The following is a 24,872-nucleotide window of genomic DNA, read 5'->3' as shown; positions in this document are numbered from 1 at the left end:
CTACTCCGCCGCCTGCGCCTTGCCGTGGGCTTCGGCAATCATGTAGCTCGACAGCGTGCCGTAGGCAGCGGTCCATGCCGCGGCGACCTCGGGAGTCCAAGCTGCGCCCAGCCCCTTCTCAAGCGTCCACAACAGGGCGGAGCCGACCACCGGATAGTGCTCGGGCTTGGCACCATAGTCCACATGGCGCTTGGCCAGTGCGCTCGCAGCCGGCAGGATCGCAGGCAAGTTGGACAACCCATTCACAACCACAGCCAGCGTGGCCATCAGCTTCTTGCGCTGTTCGGTGAGATCATCGGGAAACATCTGCCGCACCTGCGGCGCGACCTCGAACAGGCGATCGTAGAAGATCACGGCGGCCTGGTCGGAAATCGGCGCGACCTTGGCGAAACTCTCCTGAACCAGGGCGATCTGTGACGGCGTCATGGGAAATCCTTTTGATGAAACGAGAACCCGTTAGTCGCCGGAGGCGGAGAGCGGTTCGATCCGCTCTCCGCCTTCGATTCTGTCAGGCCGCCTCGACGAAGCGGTGCCGTTCGTAGAGGAATTCGAGCACGCGCTGCCGGCACTTCACGTAGGTCGGGTTGGTCGCGAGCTCGAGCCGCTTGCGCGGACGCGGCAGTGCGACCTCCAGCACCTCGCCGATATGCGCGCTCGGGCCGTTGGTCATCATCACGATGCGGTCCGACAGCAGCACGGCTTCGTCGACGTCGTGGGTGATCATCAGGATGGTGTTGCCGAGCTTCTGATGCAGCGCCATCACCGAGTCCTGCAGATGCGCGCGGGTCAGCGCATCCAGCGCGCCGAACGGCTCGTCGAGCAGCAGCACCTTCGGCTCCATGGCCAGCGCGCGCGCAATGCCGACGCGCTGCTTCATGCCGCCGGAGATCTCGCTCGGGCGCTTGTCCTTGGCGTGAGCCATCTGCACCAGGTTGAGATTGTGCAAGGTCCAGGCGTCGCGCTCGGCGCGGGTCTTGGACCTGCTGAACACCTTGTCGACGCCGAGACGCACGTTCTCATAGACCGTGAGCCAGGGCAGCAGGCTGTGGTTCTGGAACACCACGGCGCGGTCGGGTCCCGGCGAGTTGACCTCGCGCTCCTCCAGCAGCACGCCGCCGGTCGTGGCCGTGGTGAGGCCGGCGACGATGTTGAGCATCGTCGACTTGCCGCAGCCGGAATGGCCGATGATCGAGACATACTCGCCCTTCTCGATCGAGAGGTTGATGTCCTTCAGCACCTCTGTGGTCGCATTGCCGCGAGTGAAGGTCTTGTCGACGTGGTCGAGCTTCAGATAGGCCATGATCCAAGTCCCTCTCAGTTCGTCGCGGTGCCGCGGGTGACGACCTTGCCGACCACCGCGATCAGGCGGTCGAGCACGAAGCCGATGATGCCGACATAGAACAGCGCCAGGATGATCTCGCTGATATGCGAGGAATTCCACGCATCCCAGATGAAGAAGCCGATGCCGACACCGCCGATCAGCATCTCGGCTGCGACGATGGCGAGCCAGGACAGGCCGATGCCGATGCGAAGGCCGGTGAAGATGTAGGGCGCGGCCGCCGGGATCATGATCTTGGCGAAGAACTCCAGCGGATTGAGCTGCACCACCGCGGCGACGTTGCGGTAGTCCTGCGGGATGTTGCGGATGCCGACCGCGGTGTTGATGATGATCGGCCACACCGAGGTGATGAAGATGACGAAGATCGCCGAGGGCTGGCCGTCGCGGAACGCGGCGAGCGACAGCGGCAACCAGGCGAGCGGCGGGATCGTGCGCAGCACCTGGAAGATCGGATCGAGACCGCGCATCGCCCAGACCGACTGGCCGATCAGCGTGCCCAGCGCGACGCCGACGACGGCGGCAATGGCATAGCCGATTGCGACGCGGCGAAGGCTGGCCTCGAGATGCCAGAACAGGCCCTTGTCGATGCCGCCATGATCGAAGAACGGATCGAAGATCAGCTCGCGCGTGTCGGCGAAGACGCGCGACGGCGGCGGCAGCGCCGAGCCGGCGCGGCGGCACAGCAGCTCCCAGACCAGGATGAACAGAGCGAGCACGATCAGCGGCGGCACCACGCGTACCGCGACCTCACGGGCCATCTTCACGTAGCGCTCGGCGCGCGGCGGCTGCTTCGGCGTCATCGTCACGACTGATGCGGATGTTGATGGTGACGCGGTCGGCACGATCTTCGGAGCGCTATCATTGGTCAACGCTGGCATGGACATCGGAAGCCTTTCTCCGTGCAATGAGAGGAGCCGCGCGCTTCACGCGCGCGGCTGAAGATCCTGATCAGGCGTCGACGCGCTTGATCGACAGCGACTTGAGATAGGCGGCGGGATCTTCGGGATCGAACACCTTGCCGTCGAAGAATGTCTCCTTGCCGCGCGACTTGGAGGTCGGGATCTCCGCAGCCGGAACGTTCATCTCCTTGGCCGCCTCGCGCCAGATATCTTCGCGGTTGACCTTGGCGATCAGGGACTTGGCATCGAAGCCGGCCTCATACTTGCCCCAGCGGATGTCCTCGGTGATGAACCAGAGGTCGTGGCTCTGGAACGGATAGGAGGCGAAGTCGCGCCAGTACTTCATGATGTGCGGCGAGTTCTCGACCACCTTGCCGGTGCCGTAGTCGAACTTGCCGGCGGTGCGTCCGGCGACGTCCTCGACCGGGCAGTTCATCCACTGCCGCTTGGCCATGATGGTCGCAAGCTCCTGCTTGTTTTCCATCTTGTCGCACCACTGCTGCGCTTCCATGACCGCCATGGTCAGCGCCTTCGCAGCCTTCGGATATTTGTCGACGAAGGCGGCGCGCATCGCGAAGGACTTCTCGGGATGCTTGTTCCAGATTTCGCCGGTCGTCACAGCCGTGTAGCCGATGCCCTGGTTGACGAGCTGCGCATTCCAGGGCTCGCCGACGCAGAAGCAATCCATGGTGCCGACCTTCATGTTGGCCACCATCTGCGGCGGCGGCACCACGATGGTCTCGATGTCCTTGTCGGGATCGATGCCGCCGGCGGCGAGCCAGTAACGGATCCACAGATCGTGAGTGCCGCCGGGGAAGGTCATCGCGGCCTTCACGGACTTGCCGGAGGCCTTCTTCTTCTCCAGCGCCGCCTTGAACGGCGCGGTGTCGAGGCTGAGCTTCAGATCGGCATATTCTTTGGCCACGGAGATGCACTGCGCATCGAGATTGAGCCGCGCCAGGATGTACATCGGCGTCGGCTGGTTGTTCTGCGTCACCTTGCCGGAGGAGATCAGGTAAGGCATGGGCGTGAGGATATGCGCGCCGTCGATGCCGTTGCCTTCGGAGCCGAGCACGAGATTGTCGCGCGTCGTGCCCCACGACGCCTGCTTCTGCACGTCGACATCCGGCATGCCATATTTGGCGAAGAGACCCTTGTCCTTGGCGACGAACAGCGGGCCGGCATCGCTGAGCGCGATGAAGCCGAGCTTGGCACTGGTGACTTCCGGCCCTGCGCCTTGTGCGAACGCTCCGCCCGGCAGGTTCAACTTCGCGGCCGCAAGCAGCGCGGCCGTGCCGGCGCCGGCCTTGAGAAGCTGACGGCGGCTGAGGCCGTTGCGGCGAGCGGAATTGGCAGTCTTCGTCATGAGTACTGTCGTCCTTTGTCTGAAGAGCGCTCGATGGGTTGAAAGGCCGTCCGCCAGACGCCGGTCGATCGCGCACGGGGGCGCGCTCCGAGGGAAGCCTCGGAAGGGGCAGCGTCAGATGTCGGATGGGGTTTGCGCAGACGGCATCGATGGCGTCGGAACCATCTATTCAAGCTTCATGCCAAGGACCGCCGGAACAAGAATCTTCGAATAATCAATAGGATGATAAAAATGCTCACGAGCCGAAATGCCGAATGGCCGCACGCAAAATTTGCGATTCGCCCACTTCCTGTGCGTTGCACAAGAAGTGGGCGACGTCCGCTGTCCTATTCTGCCGCAGCGTCGATGGGCTTCGCCAGCATCGGCCTCGGGGCTGTCCCCGCGCCCGGCTTCATGCGGAATTCGTAGCTCATCAGGTGCCACGGCGCCGCCGCGAGCTTGCCGTCCGGCATCACAGGATCGGTGCGCTGATCGACCTTGGCGATCAGCTCGTCCTTCACGCCGAACACGACGTCGCTGTCGAGATAGGCGTCGCCGCCGATGAACACATGGGTGATCAGCGGCTCGTAGCCTTCGGCGTCGACCAGGAAGTGCACATGGGCCGGGCGCATCGGATGGCGCCCGGTGCTCACGATCATCTGCCCCACCGGACCGTCGGTCGGAATCGGATAGCTGCAGGGCAGAATGGTGCGGAAGAAGAAGCGGCCGTCGGCATCGGCAATGAAACGCGCGCGCGACGATGGCCCGTCCGACGCGTAAGACGGCCGCTGCGAATCGTAGAAGCCCTCGTCGTCGGCGTGCCAGACGTCGACCGTAGCGCCCGGCAGCGGCGCGCCCGACAGATCCGTCACCCGCGCCTGCACGAACATCTTCTCACCCTTGAGGTCGGAGGAAATATCGGTGCCGTGGGGCGTGACCTTGTGCTCGCCGACATAGAACGGGCCGAGCACGGTTGTCTCCGTGGCCCCTGCCCTGTCACGATGGTTGATGGCATCGACCAGCATCGAGACCCCGAGCACGTCGGACAACAGGATGAACTCCTGCCGGCTCGGAGTGCAGGTCTGGCCGGTGCGGGTGAGAAAGTCGATCGCCGCGGCCCATTCGTCGAAGCTGAGATTCGTGCGCCGCACATAATCGTGCAGCGACTTCACCAATTCCTGAAGCAGGAATTTCGTGCGCGCATCCGGCGTCTGCGCGAAGCTTGCGACGACGGCCTCGGTGAGCTCGGCCTCGTTGAATTGAGTCATTGGCAATCCTCCCGGCGGCCAAGGCTACACGAGGCCGCCGGGCCCTGCCATTGGAAGCGGGGCGATTTTCCGCTATCACCCGTGTCTGCCGCCCTGCGCAGCCCTCACGCGCGAGGCCACGAAAATCCAACGACAGCGGAGATGCCCGATGCTCGCCCCGACCCCCGCCTCGCCCGACACCGTCGGCATGTCGAAAGCCGCACTCGATCGCATCGATGCTCATCTGAAGCAGCGCTATGTCGATGCCGGCCGCTTCCCCGGCACCCAGCTGATGGTCTATCGCCGCGGCAAGATCGTGCACAACAGCTCGCTCGGCTATGCCGATGTCGAGCGCAAGGTGCCGGTCACGGACGACACGATCTACCGCATCTACTCGATGACGAAGCCGATCACATCGGTTGCCTTCATGATGCTGGTCGAGGAAGGCAAGGTCGCACTCGACGAGCCGGTCGCCAAATATATCCCCGAATGGAAGAATCTCGGCGTGTTCGTCGCCGGCACGGCACCGGCCTTCATCAGCCGGCCGCCGGCGCGGCCGATGCTGATCGTCGACCTGCTGCGCCACACCTCCGGTCTGACCTACGGCTTCCAGCAGCGCTCGAATGTGGACGCCGCCTATCGCGACGCCAAGATCGGCGCGGTCGAGAAGGCCGGCACGCTGCAGTCGATGATCGACGATCTGGCGAAAATTCCATTGGAGTTCTCGCCGGGGGAAGCCTGGAACTACTCGGTCTCGACCGACGTGGTCGGCTATCTGGTCGGCAAGATCGCCGACAAGCCGTTCGAGCATTTCCTGAAGGAGCGCATCTTCGACCCGCTGGGGATGGCCGACACCGACTTCCACGTACCCGCCGCCAAGGCCCATCGGCTCGCCGCATGCTACTCGGCCGATCCCGCCGGGACGCTGTCGTTCCACGCCGCCGATCGCAAGGGCGGCCTGACCCTGCAGGACGATCCGACAACCAGCTCGTTCCTCAGCCCGCCCGATTTCATCTCCGGCGGCGGCGGCCTGTGCGCGACCACGGCGGACTATCTGACCTTCTGCCGTGCCCTGATCAATGGCGGCGAGCTCGGCGGCGTCCGGCTGCTCGGGCCGAAGACGCTGAAGCTGATGGCATCGAACCATCTTCCCGGCGGCGTCGACTTGCCGGCGCTGTCGCGATCGATGTTCGCGGAAGCCGCCTATAACGGCATCGGCTTCGGCCTCGGCTTCTCCGTGACGATGGATCCGGCCAAGACGCTGATTGCGGGCAGCGCCGGCGAGTATGCCTGGGGCGGCGCAGCGTCCACCGCATTCTGGATCGATCCGGCCGAGGAGCTGATCACGATCTTCATGACCCAGGTGCTGCCGTCGAGCGCCTATCCGATCCGGCGCGAGTTGCGCACGATGGTGTATGCGGCGATCACCGAGAGCAATCTGTAGCGGCATCGCTGTGGCGCGAAAGCCGCTGACGGAACCAAAAAATCACGGCGCATTGAACTTGGCGAGCGCAGGCCGCGCTCCTATGCTGACAGGGATGTGAACGGCCACAACCGCAAGACGATTGCGGTTATCGCCCTTGCAGCCCGATAACCGCTCGCCGCACACGATCACCGCCGCGCCCATTCACCTGCCATGCGTCCCGGCGCGGCGCGACGGTCGAGAACGCCATCCACGGAGCATCCGTGCCGAAGCTGACACTGCCGGTCCGGCTTGCTCTTCTGGTCGCGGGGACCACACTGCCGCTCATCCTGTTTGCGAGCGGGATCGTGTTTCACAACTACATGCAGGACCGCAGGGACGCGCGGCAGCGCGTGCTCGAAACGGTGCGCAGCATCCGCCTGACGCTCGATGCCGAGATGCAGCGCATGACCGGCGGCGTCCAGGTCCTGGCGCTCACCGACGCCCTGACCGCCGGCGATTTCGAGCGCTTCCGCCCGATCGCGATGGGCTTTCTCGAGCAATACGGCAAGGACGGCACGATCGTCGTTGCCGATCGCGAGGGTCACCAGCTGTTCTCATCCGCCACGACGGATACGGCTCACCTGCCGTTGCGTAGCAATCGCGAGATCACCGGGCGTGTGTTCGAGACCCGGCAGCCGCAATATTCGGACCTCTTCTACGGTGTGGTGAAGAAGAGCCTGATCGTGACGGTCGAGGTGCCGGTGTTTCGCAACGGCGAGGTCGTCTACGACATCTCCTTCAGCCCGCCGATCGCGATGTTCCAGACCATTCTGGACAAGCAGCGCCCGAACGCGGACTGGACGCTGTCGCTGCTCGACCGCAAGGCCACCGTGTTCGCACGCGTGCCCAATCTGGCCGAGACATTCGGCAAGCAGGCCACGTCCTCGGTCATGGATCGCATGATGAGCGAGCACGAGGCGACGCTGTCGAGCGTCTCGCTCGAAGGTCAGCCGCTGCTGTCGAGCTTCACCCATTCGTCCCTCACCGGCTGGATCATCGGCGCCGGCATCAGCGAGACCTCGCTGGTCGCGCCGCTGTGGCGCAACCTCGCGATCACCAGCCTGCTCGGCGGCATCATGCTGGCGATCGGGCTGGCCTTCGCGGTGCGGATGGCGACGACGATCGCACGCGCCGAGATGCTGCACGACCTGCTGATCGAGGAGCTCAACCATCGCGTCAAGAACACGCTGGCGATCCTGCAGGCCATTGCAGTTCAGACCTTCCGCAGCGCCAGCCGCCATGAGCGCGAGAAGTTCGAGGGCCGGCTCGGCGCGCTCGCCGAGGCGCACAATCTCCTGAGCAAGGAGAAATGGCAGGGTTCCGAGCTGGAGGACGTGATCGGCCGCGTGCTCAAGCCGTACCGGCTGAACACCCCCGAGCGCATCCGGATCTCCGGCCCGAAGGTCGCGCTGTCGCCGCGGCTCGCCGTCGTGCTGTCGATGATCGTGCACGAGATCGCGACCAACGCCGCCAAATATGGCGCGTTGTCGAACGACACCGGCACGGTCGATCTGTCCTGGGAATTCAATCAGCCGGACGCGGCCAAGAAGCTGCCCGGCCGCCTGCGGCTGGTGTGGCGGGAGACCGGCGGCCCCGTCGTCTCGGCGCCGATCCAGCGCGGCTTCGGCTCGCGCCTGATCGAGCGCAGCGCGCGCGATCAGCTCGGCGGCGAGGCCACCGTCGACTTCCTGCCGCCGGGCGTGGTCTACACGATCAGTTGCAAGCTGGACGATTGAAGCCTCAGCCGAACCTCTGCAGCGCCGGGAACGTCTCGAGCAGCCAGATGCTGAAGGTCGACACCGCGCCGGTCAGAAAGCCGATGCCGGTTGCGACCATCAGCACGCCCATGGCGCGCTCGACGTTGACGAGATGGCCGCGCATCCGCATGAACAGCGCCGAGAACTGCTCGATCATGAAGGCCGCGACCAGGAAGGGAATGCCGAGCCCTGCGGAGTAGACCGCCAGCAGCCCGGCACCCTTGGCGACCGTCGTCTCCGCGGCGGCAATCGACAGGATCGCGGCCAGGATCGGACCGATGCACGGCGTCCAGCCGAACGCGAAGGCAAGCCCCATGACATAGGCGCCCCACAGGCCGACCGGCTTCGGAATCGGCAGCCGCCCCTCGCGCATCAGGAACGCGATCCGCGTCAGGCCGAGGAAGTGCAGGCCCATCACGATGATGACGATGCCGGCGAGGATCGAGAGCTGCTCCGACCAGGCGCGGATGAAGCCGCCGATCAGAGAGGCGCTGGCGCCGAGCATCACGAACACGGTGGAGAAGCCGAGCACGAACAGCGCCGCCGAGATCATCACCGCGCGACGTGACGCCGACGGCGGCTCCTCGCTCTCGATATGCTCGATCGTGGCACCGGTGAGATACACCAGGTAGGGCGGAACCAGCGGCAGCACGCAGGGCGACAGGAAACTGACCAGGCCAGCGATGAACGCCGCCGGAATCGATACGTTCTGGATCATGCTAATCCCGCGATACGCCCCGTCAGCGGCGTCCTGACGCCGGGGGCACGACGCTTCATGCCGCCGATACGGGGAATACGCAACAGAGGTGCCGAAGTTGCGGCCGCAGGCGGCCGCCCCTTCCCGCGCCAGATATCTGTCTCTAGATTCGCGAGAGGCTCGCGAGGCTCCCGACGCCGAGATTGCCGGCCCTGAGAATCGGTTGATGACAGCTCATCAACCCTTCCCGATGCAGCCGGCATCGGCATTCCGGGCAAGGCGCGCCGCCCGGAGCGCGCGCGTCTCATCGTCATCACGACATATCACAAATGCGCTAAATGCACCTTTGTGCACATAGCGAACCGTGCTATTTAACGACTCGAAGCAGGGGTTGGCGACGCTGGCCCGGCTGAAGCTTCGGGTCACGCAGCTTGTCGGGATTGTCGGACTGGACCATCTCATCGCAGAGCGACTTCAGGTCGTCCTCGCTCAGGCGGTTCAGCTTCATACGCAGGTCGAGGATGGCGACCGAAATCAACTGCGCCGATTCGCGATTGCCGGTCGCAACAAGCGTCGCACGGCACTGCTCCAAGGACGCGAGCACTGCAAGCATTTGGTCGTCTGAATTGGCCACGGGCGTCGTTCCGTTCTAGCGTGCGACGAGAGGGAGCCGAGCAAGTCCCGACTCGCGGATGGCTTTCCAATACGTCATCTGTTGCCCTCCTGCGCGCTTTCCGTGCTCCACTGGCGCCCCCGCGCCCGAAGCTGTGGTCAGCCCGCCGACGTCCCGGCACGATACGTGCGAGGACGCGTGATCGAACATCGGTATTCGATGAGTCAGCGCCACCATCCGTTCATCAAGATAGCATGACCTATGGTCATCTTCGAATACCATTTCATTGCAGTCGAAGCAAAAACCATCGATGTTCGTTTCGACTCGCGCTAAGCGTGTCCTTGGCATACAACGTGCGTACCTCCGCACGCCTGCGGACGGTAAGACCGTGCTGCGAAGGATGGAAGCCGAAGGACTCATATCGAACGTCAACGTCTCGATGTCTCAATCAATGCATGGCACGGAATGCGCCATGTCCCGTAGTTTAGCGGAATCACTCTAGCAGGCGGAGAAAGCTTGTATGCGCGTTGCGGCGGAACGGGGCGTTCCTCAGAAGGAACGCCAGGAGGTATCTGCTCCCCAGGCGACCTTGGCGCCCGCTGTGCAGGGCGAGCCCTCGGCTGCGCCGGGCGCGAGCGGCGATCCGGTCCGCGAGCGTGGTGACGACGTCGCCGTACCCGGCTCGGCGCTCGGCAAGGCTGCCGCCCGCCCCGCCGGCCGTGCCGCCCCAGCCAAGCCGGCCGCCAGCAAATCAGCGCTGGCCAATCTCACCGACTGGGATGCGGCACGCATCTTTCTCGAGGTCGTCAGGGCCGGCAGCTTCCGCTCGGCGGCGGAGCGACTGACACTCTCGATCAATGCCGTGCGCCGGCGCATCGATGATTTCGAGCGACAGATCGGCGCGACGCTGTTCACGCGCGACGTTCATGGCGCTCGCCTGACCGACGAAGGTGCGCTGGTCGTGTCGGCAGTCGAGCGCATGGAAGCAGCCTCGTTCGAACTGTTGCGCGCCGGCGATGGCCTGGCCAGCGCAGCGTCCGGCGAGGTCCGCGTCGCCGTCACGGAAGGCCTCGGGACGTTCTGGCTGGCGCCGCGGCTCGTCGAGTTCCAGCAGAGCTTCCCCAACGTGATGGTCGACCTGTACTGCGCCATGCGATCAGCCGACGTGTCGCGCCACGAGGCGGACGTCGCCATCCATCTGTCGCGGCCGGCGGCGCTCGACGTCAAGCTGGTCCGGCTCGGCCGCATGCACCTGATGTGCTTTGCGAGCGAGAAGTATCTCGAAGCCTATGGGGTGCCCAGGTCGATCGAGGAGCTGGTGAAGCATCGCCTGGTTCTGCAGGTGGCCGACGAGGCCGCGGCCAATGCCGCCTTCGCCACGATCTTTCCCGGCTATGAGCAGCGCGACCTGATCGCGATGACCACCAATGTCTCCAGCGCCAATTATTGGGCCGTGGCCCACGGCGCCGGGATCGGCGTATTCCCAACCTATGCGAGCGCTCTGGGCGGGAAAATAATACCACTAGAGATTGATCTGAAGTGGTCCTACGATATCTGGCTGTCATACCACGCCACCACCGGACGCATCCCTAGGGTGCGCCACATGATCGACTGGCTGGTGGAGGCTTTTAACCCTGGCAAATACCCGTGGTTTAAAGACGAATTCATTCATCCCCAGCAACTTAAAACAGTATATATGGGTGAACCCCTGACCCATCTATTCGGGGGATTTCCGACGGAAGGACGGTAAAATCAGTATGAACAAATCAGCGGCAAAGAAGATGAAGCAGCGCAGCGCCGGCAAGCCCGACATCGAGCTTGGCAAGCGCATTCGCCTGCGGCGTGTGGAGCAGAAGATCTCCCAGGCGGAGCTCGGCGAAAAGCTCGGCGTGAGCTTCCAGCAGGTCCAGAAGTACGAGAAGGGCGTCAACCGCGTCGGCGCTGCGCGTCTGCAGCAGATCGCCACCGCGCTCGACGTGCCCGTGACGTTCTTCTACGACGGCGACAACAAGGCCCGGGAAGTCGAGAGCCTGCTGTTCCTGGACAGCGCTTTCAGCCTGCGGTTGCTGCGCGCCTACAGCAAGATCAAGGACCAGACGGTGCAACGTCAGCTGGTGTCCCTGATGGAGTCGATCGCTGCGAACGAGGAATAGGCCGTCTGACAGGCCACCTCGTGATGGGTATGGGCCATCTTCGCTCGAGGGCGCAACTTGGGGGCGCCAGGCGCGTCAGCCAACTCGGGCGAGTTCACGGCTTCGGACCAGCTTCGGCCCTTGGGCCGATCGATCGGCGCGGCCGGCTGTCCGGCTGCTCTCGTCCGCCCAGCGATGGCTGCGCGGCCTGAGATTTCGTCACTCTCATCTGCCTATCCTGCCTACTCTGCCGTCATAGGAAGTGGCGGCATGCCGGGGTTTCGCCTGGCGCGGCTCTCGGCTCAGATCCTGCGTTGACGGCCGACCGGATGCGATGAACGATGCGGGCGACCTGCCCCGCCGCCTCCGGATGTCCATGCCCGCAACGTCTGACTCACCCACCTCCTTCGCCGACGGCAAGATCCTGCTGACCGTCGATGACCGCATCGGGATCGTCACCTTCAACAACCCCGACAAGCGCAACGCGATGTCGCTGGAGATGTGGGAGGGGCTCGGCCAGGCCCTGGTCGCGCTGCGCGACGATCCCGACATCCGCGTCGTGGTGCTGACCGGTGCGGGCGACAGGGCGTTCGTCTCCGGCGCCGACATCAGCCAGTTCGAGCAGAGCCGTCACAACGCCGAGGCCTCGGAGGCCTATGCCCGGAAGAGCACCGCGCAGCGGGCGCTGCTCGCAGACTATCCGAAGCCGACCATCGCCTGCATCCGCGGCTTCTGCCTCGGAGGCGGCCTGCAGATCGCGATGCTGACCGATATGCGGTTTGCGTCCGAGGACAGCCAGTTCGGCATTCCCGCCGCGAAGCTCGGCATCGCCTATGGCTATGACGGCCTGCGCAATCTGGTCTCGCTGGTCGGTCCGTCCCAGGCCCGGCTGCTGCTCTATACGGGCATGCGGATCGATGCCCGGGAGGCGCTGCGGATCGGCCTCGTCGACCGGATGATAGGCACCGACGACCTGCTGCCGGCCACGCTCGACATTGCCCGCACGATCGCCGGCAATGCGCCACTGGCGGTCCAGGCCGCCAAGATCACCATCGCCGAAGTGCTGAAGGACGAGAGCCGCCGCGACATGGCCGCGATCAGGCGGATCGGCGACGCCTGCATGGACTCGGACGACTTCCGCGAAGGCCGCCGCGCCTTCATGGACAAGCGCAAGCCGGCCTTCAAGGGACGCTAGATCGTGATGCGTTTCGGCGGAAACGCATCACGATCTTATCTCTTTGTCTGAGCATGATCTTGTCGGAAAACCGGTTTCCACTTTTCCGGATCATGCGCTACAGCGCCTCCAGCACCGCCCGGGTCACATCGACCGTTCCGGCGCGGCCGCCGAACTCGAACGGCTTGAGGCCGGACGCATAGACCTTGTCGACGGCCTGCTCGATCCGCTGCGCGGCGTCGGCCGCGCCCTCGATCCCGTGGGTATCGGCCAGCCAGTCGAGCATCATTGCCGCCGACAGGATCATCGCGGTCGGGTTGGCCTTGCCCTGCCCCATGATGTCGGGCGCGGTGCCGTGGCAGGGTTGAAACACCGCGTGGCGGTCGCCGATGTCGGCCGACGGTGCCATGCCCATGCCGCCGACGAGACCGGCGGCGAGATCGGACAGGATGTCGCCGAACATGTTCTCGGTGACCAGCACGTCGAAATCCCAGGGACGTTTCACCAGCATGAGCGCGCAGGCATCGATGTAGAGCCGGTCGGTCTTCACGTCTGGATGAAGTTGAGCGACCTCGTCAAAGATCTTGCGGAAGTAGGCGAAGGCCTTGAAGACGTTGGCCTTGTCGACGCAGGCTAAAGTCCCGGAGCGGCCGCGCGCCTTGCGGCGGGCGGCAAGCTTGAAGGAGAAGTTGAACAGCCGCTCGGAGGTCTTGCGGGTGATCACGAGGGTCTCGCGCGCCTCCTCATGTGTCACCACACCTTTGCCCATCGAGGCGAACAGGCCTTCGGTGGACTCGCGGATCACCACGAAGTCGATGCCGCGCTCGGCGGCGCCGACGATCGGGCTCGGCACGCCCGGGATCAGCCGCGCTGGCCGCACGCCGGCATAAAGGTCGAAATGGAAGCGCAGCTCGATCTGCGGCGCGATCTCGGTGTTGTCGGGATAGCGCACCGACGGCAGCCCGCAGGCGCCGAGCAGAATGGCGTCGGCCCCCTCGCACAGCTTGATTGTGGACTCGGCGATCGAGACGCCGGTCGCGAGATAGTTGCCCGCGCCGGCCTGGGCCTCGGTGAAGCGCAACGAAAGTCCGGCCTTCGCCTCGACCTTCCGCAGCACCTCGAGCGCCGGCGCCATGACCTCCGGTCCGATGCCGTCGCCGGGGAGAACTGCGATGTGAAGTGAATTGGTGGAGGGCATGGGTTTCGTTCACGATCCGAGGGAGTTACGGCCGTCATTGCGAGCGAAGCGAAGCAATCCGGGGCCCAGGTTGAGACCCTGGATTGCCTCGTCGCTTCGCTCCTCGCAACGACGGATGTGAGAGCGACGGCTACGGCGTCAGCACGGCACGGCCGACCAACTGACCCTTCTGCAGATCGTGCAGGGCATCGTTCGCCTTGGACAACGGCATCGGCGTCACCGGGATCGGGGCGATGTTCTTGGCGCGGACGAGGTCGAGCAGCTCCTTGGTCTCACGGAGATTGCCGACATAGCTACCCTGGATGGTGACCGCCTTGATCGGAATGAGCGGCAAGGCCCAGGGCGCGCCGCCGCCGAACAGGCCGACCATGACGAGCTTGCCGCCTTTGGTCAGGCAATCGAAGCCGAGCTGCGCGGTGGCAGCATTGCCGACCAGGTCGATGACGGCGCGGATCGGCTCGCCGGCCGCATTGTTCAGCTGCTCCAGCGCGTCCGGCGCCTTGCCGTCGACCGCCGCCAGAGCGCCGGCCGCGAGCGCCGCCTCGCGCTTGCGCGGATCGATGTCGACGACGATCGCCCCCTTGCCGCCCATGGCCTTGAGCAGCGACAGCGCCATCAGCCCGAGGCCGCCGGCCCCGAAGATCACGATCGGCGTGTCGAAATCCTTCTCGACCTTCTTCAGCGCGCTATAGGTGGTGACGCCCGAGCAGGCGTAGGGCGCGGTCGTCACCGGATCCAGGCCCTTGAGATCGATCAGGTGGCGCGGATGCGGCACGGTCATGTGGTCGGCATAGCCGCCGTCGCAATAGACGCCGAGCGAGGCCGGCTTCAGGCACATGTTCTCGTCGCCGGCGAGGCACGTCGCACATTTGCCGCAGCCGATCCAGGGGTAGACCAGTGCGATGTCGCCGACCTTCAACCCGCCCTTCTCCGCTTCGGTCACGTCAGGGCCGAACGCGACGATCTCGCCGGCGCTCTCATGCCCCATCGTCCGCGGCAGCGAGACGCCGCGATCCTTCAAAGAGAGCGGCTTGCGACCATGGCCGAGATCATAGCCGCCTTCCCAGATGTGCAGATCGCTGTGGCAGACGCCGGCGGCCTTGACCCTGATCAGCACCTGCTTGCCGAACGGCTGCGGCGTCGGCTCGTCGACCTCGGTCAGCGGCGTGTTGAAATCGGTGACCTTGAAGCTCTTCATGCTCTCACTCCCGTGGTCCGGTCGGCGGCGGGACCGGACGCTGCAATGACGGGCGAGCGACGGCTGCACGCGGCAACGGCGTCGCGGCATCTCCTCCCGGCATGCGCGTCCGGCTGGTCCGGACTGTTCCTGCAATGCCAGGACATTGGCCGGAAACGCGTGGAGCGGCAAGGCCGCCCGCCTCGCGCGCGATCATGGCTGCCCTGCAGCCTTTTGCCTCAGCGTTTGCCGCGGTCGCTGGCGCACGCCTCCGCAAGGACTTCTGCGGTATGCTCGCCGAGGCTCGCGGCGCGCGGGCCCGCCGCGACCTTCGCCTCGGACATCCGGAACGGGAGGTTGACGACCCTGAAGCTGCCGGCGGCATCCGCGACATCGGCCAGCGCGCCGCGATGCGCGATCTGCGGATCGGCCAACGCCTCGGCGACGCTGCGATAGGCCGAACTCGGTACGCCCCCCGCGTTCAAGGCCTCCAGGCATTCCGCGACGCTGAGCCGGCCCGACCAGGCTTCGACGCCATCCATCAGCGCGCCCCAGTTTGTCCGCCGATCGGAATATTTCGCAAACCTGGCATCATCGACCCATTCGGGATGGCCGATCACGGTCATCAGGTTCTGGAACGTCTTCTCGCTGGCGATGGCGATCATCACATAGCCGTCGCGGCATGCCGCCGGACCGAAGGTCGGCCGCGACGGCTGTGCGACCGCAAATTGCGACCATTGGATCTCGTTCAAGGTCAGGCTGAGCATCGATTCCAGCATCGAGCAGTCGACATGCTGGCCGCGCCCGGTGCGCTCGCGCTGATACAACGCCGAGGCGACGGCGCCGAAGGCGTAGGTCCCGGTCACGACATCGGCATGATAGATGCCGCAATAGTCGGGCCTCTCGCGCCCCGGCTGATAGGCGAGGTGCGCCATGTCGTAGCCAGAGGCGGCATGGATCACCGGCGCATAGGCCGGCAGTTCCGCCGACGGGCCGGTCTGGCCGTAGCCCGAGATCGAGCAGTAGATCAGCCGTGGGTTGAGCGCGCTGAGCGCGGCGTAGTCCAGCCCGAGCCGCTGCATCACGCCCGGTCGAAAATTCTCGACCAGGATATCGGCGGCTGCGACCAGCCGACGCACGGCCTCGACGCCATCCCGCGACTTGAGATCGAGCACGACGCTCTTCTTGCCGACGTTGAGCTGACCGAAAGCGGTGGAGCAGCCATGCCGCATCGGCGGCCGGGTGCGCATGGTTTCACCTTCGGCTGACTCGATCTTGATCACGTCAGCCCCCATATCTGCAAGCATGCGTGCACAATGCGGGCCGGCAATGGTGGTCGAAAAATCCAGCACGCGCAGGCCGTCGAAGCATCCTGTCAAACGGCTCTCATCGTTCCCAACTAGACTCACAAGCGCAGCTCCCTGGTGGAGTTCTCTATTTTACCGCGTGCCGAAGCCGGCGGGCCCGCTTCGTCTTCGCTGATTCACGAAGCGTAAGCCATCGGACGCGGCAGGCTGCGAGTCTAGATCGAACCATTCGATGTCGAAAGCGTTTGGCCTTTCGCCGCGATGCGCAACGCTTTTGTTTAATGGCTGAATTTGGACCCTTTCTTGCATAGGACGAACATGGGGCTTGATCGAGGACATCTCTTGCGGGTTCTGTTCGTTACGACCGAAATGGACGATTTCGTCCGGGTGGGCGGACTGGCTGCCGTTTCGGCAGCACTTCCCCGGGCACTGCGCTCACACACCGACGTCAGGATCATGTTGCCCGGCTACCGGGACGTGATCGAGCAACTCACTTACATCGAGATCGTCGGCCAATGCGCGCCGCTGGCGGAGATGCCGGGCTGCGCGCTGGGACGATCATCGACGCGCGACGGCCTGCCGGTCTACGTCCTGCTCTGCGACGAGCTGTACGACCGGCCGGGCAACCCCTACGGCGACGAGAGCGGGAAGGACTGGCCGGACAACGATATCCGCTTCGGCCGGCTCGCCGCGGCGGCGGCCGAGCTCGCGGCGGGCACCCTGGACACGAACTGGGCAGCCGATCTGGTCCATGCCAACGACTGGCAGGCGGCGCTGGTGCCGGCCTATCTGGCATGGCGCGGGGTCGACGTGCCGTCGATCCTCACCATCCACAACCTCGCTTATCAGGGCCTGTTTCCGCGCGAGTCGCTGCGCCGGATCGGCGCACCGGAATCGTCGTTCCACATCGACGGGCTGGAGTTCTACGACAAGCTCTCGTTCCTGAAGGGCGGCCTGATCTATGCGTCGCATCTGACCACGGTCAGCTCGACCTACGCCCAGGAGATCACGACGTCGGAACTCGGCTGCGGCCTGGAAGGGCTGCTCCGCCAGCGCTCCAACGCGCATGAGCTCACCGGCATCCTCAACGGCATCGACGAGAGCTGGGATCCCCGCTACTGCCAGCAGCTGGCGCAGCCCTTCGCCGCCGGCGACTGGGAGGGCAAGAAGGCCAACGCGGACTACGTCCGAAAGCAATTCGGGCTCGCGGTCTCGCGCGGCCCGATGTTCGGCATCGTCGCGCGGCTCGTGCATCAAAAGGGCATTGATCTGGTGCTGGAGGCCGCCGATGAAATCGTCGGCGCCGGTGGCCAGATCGTGGTGACCGGCACTGGCGAGCCGGCGATCGAGCGCGCGCTGATGGAGGCGCACCGCCGCCGTCCCGATGCGATCGGGGTCGCGATCGGCTTCAACGACGCCCAGGCGCGACGCATCTTTGCCGGTAGCGACTTCACCCTGATGCCGTCGCGCTTCGAGCCGTGCGGCCTCAGCCAGATGTACGCCCAGCGCTTCGGCTCGCTGCCGATCGGGCACCAGACCGGTGGCCTCGCCGAGACCATCACCGACGGCGAGACCGGCTTCCTGTTCCAGAAGCCATCCGCCGAGTCGTTCCTCGGCGGCGTCAAGCGCGCGTTCTCGGCATTCACCAGCACGGAGAAACTGAACGCGATGCGGCTGTCGGCGATGGGGCGCTCGTTCAGCTGGGACCTGTCGGCCGCCTGCTACAACGCACTGTATCGGAAAATGCTCACGTCGTAGCGCGTCGTGCGTAGCCCGGATGAGCGCAGCGACATCCGGGTTCATCTCCACATCTCGTGAGACCCCGGATATCGCTGCGCCCATCCGGGCTACGGTCAAACAACAAAAAGCCCGGACGACGTCCGGGCTTTTTCCTTTGGCGCCTGGAGGCTGAGCTCAGGCCGCGCGCACCGCTTCAAGGAAGTTTCCGACCTCGCGCTTGAGGCGATTGGAATCGCCGGCGAGCGATTTGGCCGATGACAGCACCTCGGCGGACGCCGAGCCGGTCTGCGCCGCGCCACGCTGCACGTCGGTGATGTTGGAGGAGACCTGCTGGGTGCCGTGCGCGGCCTGCTGGACGTTGCGGGAGATTTCCTGCGTCGCGGCGCCCTGCTCCTCGACCGCGGCCGCAATGGCCGCGGCGATCTCGGCAAGCCGCTCGATCGTCGAGCTGATCGCCTGGATCGCATTCACCGACTCCTGCGTCGCCGCCTGGACACCGGAGATCTGCTGCGAGATTTCGTCGGTGGCCTTGGCGGTCTGCTCGGCCAGCGCCTTCACCTCGGTCGCGACCACGGCGAAGCCGCGTCCGGCATCACCGGCGCGCGCCGCCTCGATGGTGGCATTCAGCGCCAGCAGATTGGTCTGCCCGGCGATGCTGTTGATGAGCTCGACGACGTCGCCGATGCGCGCCGCCGCCTGCGACAGGTCGGCGACCCGGCCGTTGGTCTGACGCACCTGCTGCACGGCATCGCCGGCCATGCGGGCCGAGGCCTGCACCTGGCGGCTGATCTCGTGCACCGAGGAGGACAGCTCCTCGGTCGCGGAGGCCACCGACTGAACGTTGGCGGAGGCTTCCTCCGAAGCAGCCGCCACCACGGTGCTCAGCTCCTTCGAGCGATTAGCCGTATCGGTCAGCGTATCCGCCGAGGTTTCGAGGCCGGAGGCTGCCGACGATACGGTGTTGACGATGTCGGCGATGGTGGCTTCGAAATTGCGCGTCAGCGTATCCAGCCGGCGGGCACGATCGATCTGCGCCTGCGCGTCACGTTGCGCCGCCTCGTCGGACTCCTTCTTGGCGATCAGGGCATCCTTGAAGATCTTCAGCGCGCGCGCCATCGCGCCGATCTCGTCCTTGCGGGTGTCGTTCGGAATGTCGGCGCTCAGCTCGCCATTGGCGAGGCGCAGGGTCACTCCGGTCAGACCAACCAGCGGGCCGATGACGCCGCGTACGACGCCGATGACCACCGCCACCGAAACGATCGCGACCAGCAAAAGGATGCCGAGTGCGAGGAACAGACGCATCCGCGCCGCACCGATCGCCTGGTCGATCGCCTGATGCGCCGATTTGAGCGCCGCGTCGCGCAGCACGATGACGTTGTTCAGCATCGGCGTGGTCCAGCGGCCCCACTCCTCGGCCGTGATCGGCGACGGCTGGCCGTCGCGGCCGGCCGTGACGAGCTGGCGGTAGCGGCGTTCGCCCTCGCCCATCAGGGTCGAGCGGACATGCTCGAGCGCGGCGGACACTTCCGGCGTGTTGCGAACGCTGCGGGCTGCGAGCTCGATCTGCTGCCACAGCAGGGTTACCTGGCCGCTCTGCTCGGTCACCTCGCCGAGGCGCGCGGGCGTCCAGCCGGTGTTCTGAATGAAGAAGCGCAGCACCGCGGAGCGGGCGCCATTGATGGTGCGCATCGACTGCGAGAGCTGCGCCAGTTGCGCTGACGGCAGCAGATTCTCGACCTCGCCACCGTCCCGTGCCAGCTCGATCGCAGTCTCGTCGATCGCGGCATTGAGCGATTCGGCAGCTCGACCGAGGCCGTCGGTTGTCGCCGCCTGAATGTTGGCCGGACGCTGGGCCGCCGGCAGCGGCGCGGCGCTGCGTGCTGCGGATCTGACGCCACGCAGCGTCTGCTCGGCGGCATCGATGTTGCTCGTCGTCAATCCTGCGAGTTGCGCCGCAGTCTTGGCCTGCGCCAGCGCCGCGTCGGTGCTTGCAATCGCCTTGTCCAGCTTGGCGATGTCATCCGCCGATGCGGACCCGGCCGCGGCGAGCAGATTCCACTGGCTGCGCTCGAGCGGGATCTGGGCGTTGACCTTCAGCACCAGCTCGAAGGCATCGAGAACCCGCGCCGCCTGCTCGCGCTTGCGCAGATCACCCCACCCGCTCCAGGCGAGCACGCAGGCAAAGGCCATGGCGAAGAAGCCGGTCAACAGATTGCCGGCGAGGATTTTCCATTTGAGACTGACCGCTCCGGTCTCCGGTCTGACGGATTCATTGTGCAACAGCGCGCGTTCAGACATTGGCCATTCCCAATCAATGCCGCTTTCCGGCTGCTCACATGCGCAGGCGCGGCCGACAGCGCGGCTGCGCAACGGCCCTCCGGCGACGTCTCGCACGGTCAGGAAATACGGCTCGCGGCAACGCCGCCGCGCCCTAATGATTAAGAAGGAACTACGACTAATCCCTTAAAGAGAATCGAGTGAACGGTATCCTCATGCCGGACCACCGCAGGATTGCATCCTAACAAACATCAGAAGACCGTGCACTGCTACTCCGCAGCGGCCGCCGTCGTGACCAAGGGATCGTGCAGCACGACGCCGGACAGCGGGTCGAACTCGCCTGACCAGGGCATCCGATTCAGCACCGACCGAGTGTGCTGATAGCCCGCATCCCAACGCGCGGTGATGCCGCGCTCGGTGAAATCGATGTCCTTGGTATGACCCTCGCGGTCGAGCTGCGGCGCCAGAAGCCGGACGACGTGCATCCGTGTCTGACAGCCATAGCTGGCGAGATCGCGCACCGCCGGATCGTTGCGCGCCGACTCCGGCAGGCGCGCGGCCAATTGGTTGATGACGTGGCGCAACCGGTGCGTCTGCTGCTGCCGCGCGATGTGGCTGGCAATCCGGCTCGAATACTGCACGTCCTTGTGGCGATTGAACACCTCGGCCATCGTAGTCGGCTCGGCTCCCTCGGGATTCCACAGGTGCACGGCGAAGATCAGCGAGTCCTTGCGCGGATTGTCGTCGAAGACGACCTCTGTCGGCGTGTTCGACAGAATGCCGCCGTCCCAATACAGCTCGCCATCGATGCGAACGGCGGGAAAGGCAGGAGGCAGCGCGCCGGACGCGAGGATGTGGCGTACATCGAGCGTGCCGTCGCGGCTATCGAAATAGCGCATCCGGCTGCTCCGGACATGCGCGGCCCCGACCGTGAGGCGAAGCCCGCCTTCGTTCAACAAATCGAAGTCGACCAGCTCCTGCAGCGTCTCGCGCAGCGGCGTCGTCGAGTAGTAGCCGGCGTGCTCGGCCCCCAGCGGATAGGCCTCGCCGGCATGCGCCAGTGCGTTGGGACGGAAGAAGCCGGAAATTCCGTGCGTCACCGTGGTCCAGTAGGACAAGCGCTCGTTGAAATCCGGAAACGCCGTCCGCACCGTCCAGGCCGGCTTGCGGTGCATTCGCTTCCAGAACTCCCGCAAGCGCGCCATGCGCTCCTGCACCGGACTGCCGGCGATCAGGGCGGCGTTGATGGCACCGATCGATGTTCCGATCACCCAGTCCGGCTCGAGACCGGCTTCGTGCAGCGCCTGGTAGACGCCGGCCTGATAGGATCCGAGGGCCCCGCCGCCCTGCAGGACGAGAACCACCTGGCCGGGCAATCCGCTGCGATCGGTCGTCGTCCGCATGGTGTCGTTGGTCTCGGTCATGTCTCGCCTCCTGCCTGCGCGATGTCTTGTTGTGCTTCGCAACGTCCGCGTGGTTGTTACGCTGCGGCGTCAATGCGCCGTCCAGCCACCGTCGACCGGCAGGGCGATACCGGTGATCGATGCTGCGGCCTCACTCGCCAAGAACACGCTGAGCGCGCCGATCTCCTCCACCGTCGCAAAACGCTTGTTGGGCTGCTGCGCCAGCAGGACGTCGCGGATGACCTGATCGCGGGAGATGCCGTGCGCCCTCGCCTGCCCGTCGATCTGCGCCTCGACCAGCGGCGTATAGACATAGCCCGGACAGATCGCGTTGCAGGTGATGCCGCCTTCGGCCGCCTCCAGCGCTGCGACCTTGGTCAGGCCGATGATGCCGTGCTTGGCTGCGACATAGGCCGCCTTGAACGGCGAGGCGACCAGCCCGTGCGCCGAGGCGACGTTGATGATGCGACCGAAACCGTTCCGCCGCATCGCAGGCAGCGCCAGCCGGATCGTATGAAAGGCCGACGACAGGTTGATCGCGACGATGGCATTCCACTTGTCGACCGGAAACGCCTCGAGCGGCGCGACGTGCTGAATACCGGCATTGTTGACCAGCACGTCGATGCGGCCGAACTGCTGCAAGACGTCATCGATCATCTGCTCGATGGCCGCGGGCTGCATCATGTCGGCCGCCGCATGGAATGTCCGGACACCGAACTCGGCCGCGATGTCCGACCTGATCCGATCGATCTCGTCCGGCAGGCCGAACCCGTTCAGCACCACGTGTGCCCCCGCGCCGGCGAGCGCCCGTGCGATGCCGAGGCCGATGCCGCTGGTGGAGCCCGTGATCACCGCCACCTTTCCGGACATCCGAAGTAACGAAGGCTCGGCTCTCATCGTATCTGCAACCATGGCTGTTCCTTCATCCGCGTCGAAGATTGTTCAATGTGGCGGTAATCTGCCGGTTCGACGCAATGAACGGAAATGCCGTTTGACTCGCCACACGATAGGGTCCTGCTATCGCATTCGGTGATGCCAGGACGTGGTCTGTCAGGTTATGCACTCGGGACGGCGCCGGGTCGAACGGAGCACCTCAATGGAAATGCATCAAGTTCGGTATTTTCTTGCCGTTGCCCGGCTGCTGCACTTCACGCGCGCGGCCGAGGAATGCAACGTGACGCAGCCCTCGCTGACGCGGGCGATCAAGCAGCTGGAAGCGGAGCTCGGCGGTGATCTGTTTCGGCGAGAGCGGCCCGCCGCACAGCTGACGGAGCTGGGCCAGCGCATGCAACCGCTGCTCAAGCAGTGCTACGAGGCGGCTGTCGGCGCACGGACGCTGGCGTCGTCGTTCAAGAGCGGAGAGCTCGGAACGCTCAGGATCGCGCTGGCGGATTCGATCGACCTCGCCTTGCTGCTGCCGCTGCTCGATCAGTTGCAACGCCAGTTCAACAAGCTCGAGCTCAGGTTTCTGCGCGGGAGCAGCCGGACGATCGCCGACCATCTGAAGAGCGGGGAAGCGGAGCTCGGCATCGCCTCGGAGATCGACGAGACCTGGGACCGGCTCGACGTCTGGCCGCTGTTCACCGAGGACTTCGCACTCGTCACGAGCGAGCGTCACCGGCTCGCCGCTCAGGACAGGATCGGCATCGACGAACTCGGCGGCGAGGCCTTCCTGTCCCGCTGCTATTGCGAACACTCCGACAGGTTGCGCACGCTGATGCGGGATCGCGGCATCGATCTCGACCGGAGCCACGACATTCACTCCGAGCGCGACCTGATCGCGCTCGTCGAAGCCGGCGTCGGCATCGGTGTCGTCCCGCAGACCACCGCGCTGCCGCCGACGCTGCATCGGGCCAGCGTCGATGGGCTCGATGCCCGCCGCACCGTGCATCTCTATGGCGTCGCGGGGCGTGAGCGCACCGCAGTGGCCTCGGCCGTCATGCGCATGCTGCGCGGCAGGAATTGGCGGGAATGGCTCGATCGTGAGGTCGAGGCGTGAAATGTCAACGCGGCCGGATCAGCCGGCTGCCTCGCGCAGCGCCGCGACGAGATCGTCGATCTCCATGCGCTTGCGGAAATCGGGATCGACGAAGCGCGCTGTCACGAGACCGTCGCGGCCGACGACGAAGGCCGCCGGGATCGGCAGGACCCAACCATCATTGCCATGGAAGCTCGCCATGTCCTGGTGCGCCAGCAGATCCTGGATCTCGCGGCCGAGCCAGATTGCGAGATTCAGGGACAACGCATAGCCATTGTCGAGATCCGTCAGCACCGGAAAGGTGGCTCCCGAGTCCGTCTTGAACTGCTGCGTGAAGGCCTGCAGCTCCGGCATGATCGCGACGACGGCGCCGCCCGCCGCCGCGATGCGATCCTGCGCCTTGATCACGGCGCGGACGTTGAGCCGGCAATAGGGACACCAATGGCCGCGGAAGAACATCACCGCGACCGGCCCCCTGGCGATGCACGATGCCAGGCTGACCAGCCGGCCGGCCTCATCGGGCAGGACGAACGGCGGCATCGGCTCTCCCGGCCGCGGCGCATTCTCACCACCCCCATTCTCGTCGAGCCGGGCGACCAGGCGATCCACCGCCGAGGCATAGGCCGGGAAGATCTCGCGGCCCGCCGCAGCATAGGCCTCGAGCTGCTGGCGCAAGGTGCCCTGCATCTCCCTGCACTGCAGGAAGGCCTGCCTGAGCCGTTCGGCATCTGCGGGTGAAAGCGCGGTCATGAGCTGCTCCGGCACATCGGGAGATCGGCATGATAGGTTCGCGGGCAAGCCGCCCACAAGGGCGGCCTGCCGCTCCATCGACGCTCAGGGCCGGTAGAAATTCCCGGTCGGGTCGAGCGTGCCGGACGTGGAATAGAGCTGTCCGTTGCTCATGAAGAAGACGGTGTTGTTCGGCACCTTGGTGGCGTGGCGCATCATGGCGCGATGATTGGCATCGCCCGCGGCCATCGCCATCGTGCTGGTCTTGCCGGCGCTGTAGACATAGGCCATGCCGGGCATGAGATCGAAGCCGCCTTGAGCCATCGCCGCCGTGGCAGAGACCGCGACGACGGCCGCGGCGATGAAGGTCCTGGACAAGCGGGCCATGGATATCT

General features: G+C 65.3%; 22 protein-coding genes. 7 read left to right on the top strand and 15 right to left on the bottom strand.

The window, feature by feature from the left end; translation table 11 throughout:
• The 5 genes from QXZ94_RS02635 to QXZ94_RS02615 all read right to left on the bottom strand — a co-directional run bounded on the left by QXZ94_RS02635 (position 1) and on the right by QXZ94_RS02615 (position 4,851).
• Positions 1-426, bottom strand: coding sequence for a globin family protein (locus QXZ94_RS02635; RefSeq protein ID WP_315719109.1), 426 nt, complete (start codon positions 424-426; stop codon positions 1-3).
• A gap of 82 nt (positions 427-508) precedes the next feature.
• On the bottom strand, positions 509-1,303 hold the full coding sequence (locus QXZ94_RS02630) for an ABC transporter ATP-binding protein (protein WP_315726045.1): 795 nt from the start codon (positions 1,301-1,303) through the stop codon (positions 509-511).
• Positions 1,304-1,314: 11 nt separating this feature from the next.
• Positions 1,315-2,223 (bottom strand): nitrate ABC transporter permease, encoded by a 909-nt coding sequence (gene ntrB / locus QXZ94_RS02625; protein ID WP_315719108.1) that lies wholly within the window; start codon positions 2,221-2,223, stop codon positions 1,315-1,317.
• A gap of 64 nt (positions 2,224-2,287) precedes the next feature.
• On the bottom strand, positions 2,288-3,604 hold the full coding sequence (locus QXZ94_RS02620; protein ID WP_315719107.1) for a CmpA/NrtA family ABC transporter substrate-binding protein: 1,317 nt from the start codon (positions 3,602-3,604) through the stop codon (positions 2,288-2,290).
• A gap of 326 nt (positions 3,605-3,930) precedes the next feature.
• Positions 3,931-4,851, bottom strand: coding sequence for an intradiol ring-cleavage dioxygenase (locus QXZ94_RS02615; protein WP_315719106.1), 921 nt, complete (start codon positions 4,849-4,851; stop codon positions 3,931-3,933).
• Positions 4,852-4,999: 148 nt separating this feature from the next.
• Here QXZ94_RS02615 and QXZ94_RS02610 point away from each other — a divergent pair, with 148 nt between their 5' ends.
• Together QXZ94_RS02610 and QXZ94_RS02605 are read left to right on the top strand one after the other, a co-directional pair.
• A complete protein-coding gene (locus tag QXZ94_RS02610) occupies positions 5,000-6,274 on the top strand; it encodes a serine hydrolase domain-containing protein (protein WP_172111936.1) in 1,275 nt (424 codons plus the stop codon).
• A gap of 242 nt (positions 6,275-6,516) precedes the next feature.
• Positions 6,517-8,031, top strand: coding sequence for a sensor histidine kinase (locus tag QXZ94_RS02605; protein WP_315719105.1), 1,515 nt, complete (start codon positions 6,517-6,519; stop codon positions 8,029-8,031).
• Between the two features lie 4 nt (positions 8,032-8,035).
• On the opposite strand, the gene QXZ94_RS02600 is transcribed toward QXZ94_RS02605, so the two are convergent.
• Complete coding sequence (locus tag QXZ94_RS02600; RefSeq protein WP_315719104.1) at positions 8,036-8,770, bottom strand: cytochrome c biogenesis CcdA family protein; 735 nt, start codon at positions 8,768-8,770, stop codon at positions 8,036-8,038.
• Positions 8,771-9,116: 346 nt separating this feature from the next.
• A complete protein-coding gene (locus QXZ94_RS02595; protein WP_172112161.1) occupies positions 9,117-9,362 on the bottom strand; it encodes a hypothetical protein in 246 nt (81 codons plus the stop codon).
• 520 nt (positions 9,363-9,882) lie between these two features.
• On the opposite strand from QXZ94_RS02595, the gene QXZ94_RS02590 reads away from it, so the two are divergent.
• From QXZ94_RS02590 to QXZ94_RS02580, 3 genes are all read left to right on the top strand, one after another.
• Positions 9,883-11,112: a LysR family transcriptional regulator gene (locus QXZ94_RS02590; RefSeq protein WP_315719103.1), complete on the top strand. Its 1,230-nt coding sequence runs from the start codon at positions 9,883-9,885 to the stop codon at positions 11,110-11,112.
• Positions 11,113-11,119: 7 nt separating this feature from the next.
• Complete coding sequence (locus QXZ94_RS02585) at positions 11,120-11,515, top strand: helix-turn-helix domain-containing protein (RefSeq protein WP_006611929.1); 396 nt, start codon at positions 11,120-11,122, stop codon at positions 11,513-11,515.
• A 355-nt stretch (positions 11,516-11,870) separates the two neighbouring features.
• Positions 11,871-12,689 (top strand): enoyl-CoA hydratase, encoded by an 819-nt coding sequence (locus QXZ94_RS02580; protein WP_315719102.1) that lies wholly within the window; start codon positions 11,871-11,873, stop codon positions 12,687-12,689.
• A 97-nt stretch (positions 12,690-12,786) separates the two neighbouring features.
• Here the strand turns inward: QXZ94_RS02580 and QXZ94_RS02575 are convergent, their stop codons facing one another.
• The 3 genes from QXZ94_RS02575 to QXZ94_RS02565 form a co-directional block, all read right to left on the bottom strand.
• The gene (locus tag QXZ94_RS02575; RefSeq protein ID WP_315719101.1) at positions 12,787-13,866 is read right to left on the bottom strand and encodes an isocitrate/isopropylmalate dehydrogenase family protein; all 1,080 of its coding nucleotides are present in this window, start codon (positions 13,864-13,866) and stop codon (positions 12,787-12,789) included.
• A gap of 130 nt (positions 13,867-13,996) precedes the next feature.
• Complete coding sequence (locus QXZ94_RS02570) at positions 13,997-15,064, bottom strand: alcohol dehydrogenase (protein ID WP_315719100.1); 1,068 nt, start codon at positions 15,062-15,064, stop codon at positions 13,997-13,999.
• A gap of 218 nt (positions 15,065-15,282) precedes the next feature.
• Positions 15,283-16,350 carry a CaiB/BaiF CoA transferase family protein gene (locus QXZ94_RS02565; protein ID WP_409998789.1) on the bottom strand — a complete coding sequence of 356 codons (1,068 nt, stop codon included), beginning with the start codon at positions 16,348-16,350 and terminating at the stop codon, positions 15,283-15,285.
• A gap of 342 nt (positions 16,351-16,692) precedes the next feature.
• On the opposite strand from QXZ94_RS02565, the gene glgA reads away from it, so the two are divergent.
• Positions 16,693-18,108: a glycogen synthase GlgA gene (gene glgA / locus QXZ94_RS02560; RefSeq protein ID WP_315719099.1), complete on the top strand. Its 1,416-nt coding sequence runs from the start codon at positions 16,693-16,695 to the stop codon at positions 18,106-18,108.
• Positions 18,109-18,264: 156 nt separating this feature from the next.
• Here glgA and QXZ94_RS02555 read toward each other — a convergent pair whose 3' ends face one another.
• The 3 genes from QXZ94_RS02555 to QXZ94_RS02545 all read right to left on the bottom strand — a co-directional run bounded on the left by QXZ94_RS02555 (position 18,265) and on the right by QXZ94_RS02545 (position 22,682).
• Entirely contained in the window at positions 18,265-20,388 is a 2,124-nt protein-coding gene (locus tag QXZ94_RS02555; RefSeq protein ID WP_315719098.1) for a HAMP domain-containing methyl-accepting chemotaxis protein, read from the bottom strand.
• 248 nt (positions 20,389-20,636) lie between these two features.
• Positions 20,637-21,791 (bottom strand): patatin-like phospholipase family protein, encoded by a 1,155-nt coding sequence (locus tag QXZ94_RS02550; RefSeq protein ID WP_315719097.1) that lies wholly within the window; start codon positions 21,789-21,791, stop codon positions 20,637-20,639.
• A gap of 69 nt (positions 21,792-21,860) precedes the next feature.
• Entirely contained in the window at positions 21,861-22,682 is an 822-nt protein-coding gene (locus QXZ94_RS02545) for a 3-hydroxybutyrate dehydrogenase (protein ID WP_315719096.1), read from the bottom strand.
• A 184-nt stretch (positions 22,683-22,866) separates the two neighbouring features.
• Here QXZ94_RS02545 and QXZ94_RS02540 point away from each other — a divergent pair, with 184 nt between their 5' ends.
• Positions 22,867-23,769: a LysR family transcriptional regulator gene (locus tag QXZ94_RS02540; protein WP_315719095.1), complete on the top strand. Its 903-nt coding sequence runs from the start codon at positions 22,867-22,869 to the stop codon at positions 23,767-23,769.
• Positions 23,770-23,787: 18 nt separating this feature from the next.
• Here QXZ94_RS02540 and QXZ94_RS02535 read toward each other — a convergent pair whose 3' ends face one another.
• The gene (locus QXZ94_RS02535; protein ID WP_315719094.1) at positions 23,788-24,498 is read right to left on the bottom strand and encodes a peroxiredoxin-like family protein; all 711 of its coding nucleotides are present in this window, start codon (positions 24,496-24,498) and stop codon (positions 23,788-23,790) included.
• An 84-nt stretch (positions 24,499-24,582) separates the two neighbouring features.
• The gene (locus QXZ94_RS02530) at positions 24,583-24,864 is read right to left on the bottom strand and encodes a hypothetical protein (protein ID WP_315719093.1); all 282 of its coding nucleotides are present in this window, start codon (positions 24,862-24,864) and stop codon (positions 24,583-24,585) included.
• Positions 24,865-24,872 lie beyond the last annotated feature (8 nt).

The sequence above is a fragment of the Bradyrhizobium sp. SZCCHNS2022 genome (assembly GCF_032377575.1).
In the GTDB taxonomy this organism is placed as follows: Bacteria; Pseudomonadota; Alphaproteobacteria; order Rhizobiales; family Xanthobacteraceae; genus Bradyrhizobium; species Bradyrhizobium aeschynomenes.
The sequence above is the reverse complement of the archived record's forward strand: the minus strand, read 5'-3'. Positions and strand labels throughout refer to the sequence as shown.

What these genes read in the sequence shown, in the direction of transcription:
- QXZ94_RS02635 (WP_315719109.1), bottom strand. Translation starts at nt 426, where the DNA reads ATGACGCCGTCACAGATCGCCCTGGTTCAGGAGAGTTTCGCCAAGGTC.
- ntrB (WP_315719108.1), bottom strand. Translation starts at nt 2,223, where the DNA reads ATGTCCATGCCAGCGTTGACCAATGATAGCGCTCCGAAGATCGTGCCG.
- QXZ94_RS02620 (WP_315719107.1), bottom strand. Translation starts at nt 3,604, where the DNA reads ATGACGAAGACTGCCAATTCCGCTCGCCGCAACGGCCTCAGCCGCCGT.
- QXZ94_RS02615 (WP_315719106.1), bottom strand. Translation starts at nt 4,851, where the DNA reads ATGACTCAATTCAACGAGGCCGAGCTCACCGAGGCCGTCGTCGCAAGC.
- QXZ94_RS02610 (WP_172111936.1), top strand. Translation starts at nt 5,000, where the DNA reads ATGCTCGCCCCGACCCCCGCCTCGCCCGACACCGTCGGCATGTCGAAA.
- QXZ94_RS02600 (WP_315719104.1), bottom strand. Translation starts at nt 8,770, where the DNA reads ATGATCCAGAACGTATCGATTCCGGCGGCGTTCATCGCTGGCCTGGTC.
- QXZ94_RS02595 (WP_172112161.1), bottom strand. Translation starts at nt 9,362, where the DNA reads ATGCTTGCAGTGCTCGCGTCCTTGGAGCAGTGCCGTGCGACGCTTGTT.
- QXZ94_RS02590 (WP_315719103.1), top strand. Translation starts at nt 9,883, where the DNA reads ATGCGCGTTGCGGCGGAACGGGGCGTTCCTCAGAAGGAACGCCAGGAG.
- QXZ94_RS02585 (WP_006611929.1), top strand. Translation starts at nt 11,120, where the DNA reads ATGAACAAATCAGCGGCAAAGAAGATGAAGCAGCGCAGCGCCGGCAAG.
- QXZ94_RS02580 (WP_315719102.1), top strand. Translation starts at nt 11,871, where the DNA reads ATGCCCGCAACGTCTGACTCACCCACCTCCTTCGCCGACGGCAAGATC.
- QXZ94_RS02575 (WP_315719101.1), bottom strand. Translation starts at nt 13,866, where the DNA reads ATGCCCTCCACCAATTCACTTCACATCGCAGTTCTCCCCGGCGACGGC.
- QXZ94_RS02570 (WP_315719100.1), bottom strand. Translation starts at nt 15,064, where the DNA reads ATGAAGAGCTTCAAGGTCACCGATTTCAACACGCCGCTGACCGAGGTC.
- QXZ94_RS02565 (WP_409998789.1), bottom strand. Translation starts at nt 16,350, where the DNA reads ATGCTTGCAGATATGGGGGCTGACGTGATCAAGATCGAGTCAGCCGAA.
- QXZ94_RS02555 (WP_315719098.1), bottom strand. Translation starts at nt 20,388, where the DNA reads ATGTCTGAACGCGCGCTGTTGCACAATGAATCCGTCAGACCGGAGACC.
- QXZ94_RS02550 (WP_315719097.1), bottom strand. Translation starts at nt 21,791, where the DNA reads ATGACCGAGACCAACGACACCATGCGGACGACGACCGATCGCAGCGGA.
- QXZ94_RS02545 (WP_315719096.1), bottom strand. Translation starts at nt 22,682, where the DNA reads ATGGTTGCAGATACGATGAGAGCCGAGCCTTCGTTACTTCGGATGTCC.
- QXZ94_RS02540 (WP_315719095.1), top strand. Translation starts at nt 22,867, where the DNA reads ATGGAAATGCATCAAGTTCGGTATTTTCTTGCCGTTGCCCGGCTGCTG.
- QXZ94_RS02535 (WP_315719094.1), bottom strand. Translation starts at nt 24,498, where the DNA reads ATGACCGCGCTTTCACCCGCAGATGCCGAACGGCTCAGGCAGGCCTTC.
- QXZ94_RS02530 (WP_315719093.1), bottom strand. Translation starts at nt 24,864, where the DNA reads ATGGCCCGCTTGTCCAGGACCTTCATCGCCGCGGCCGTCGTCGCGGTC.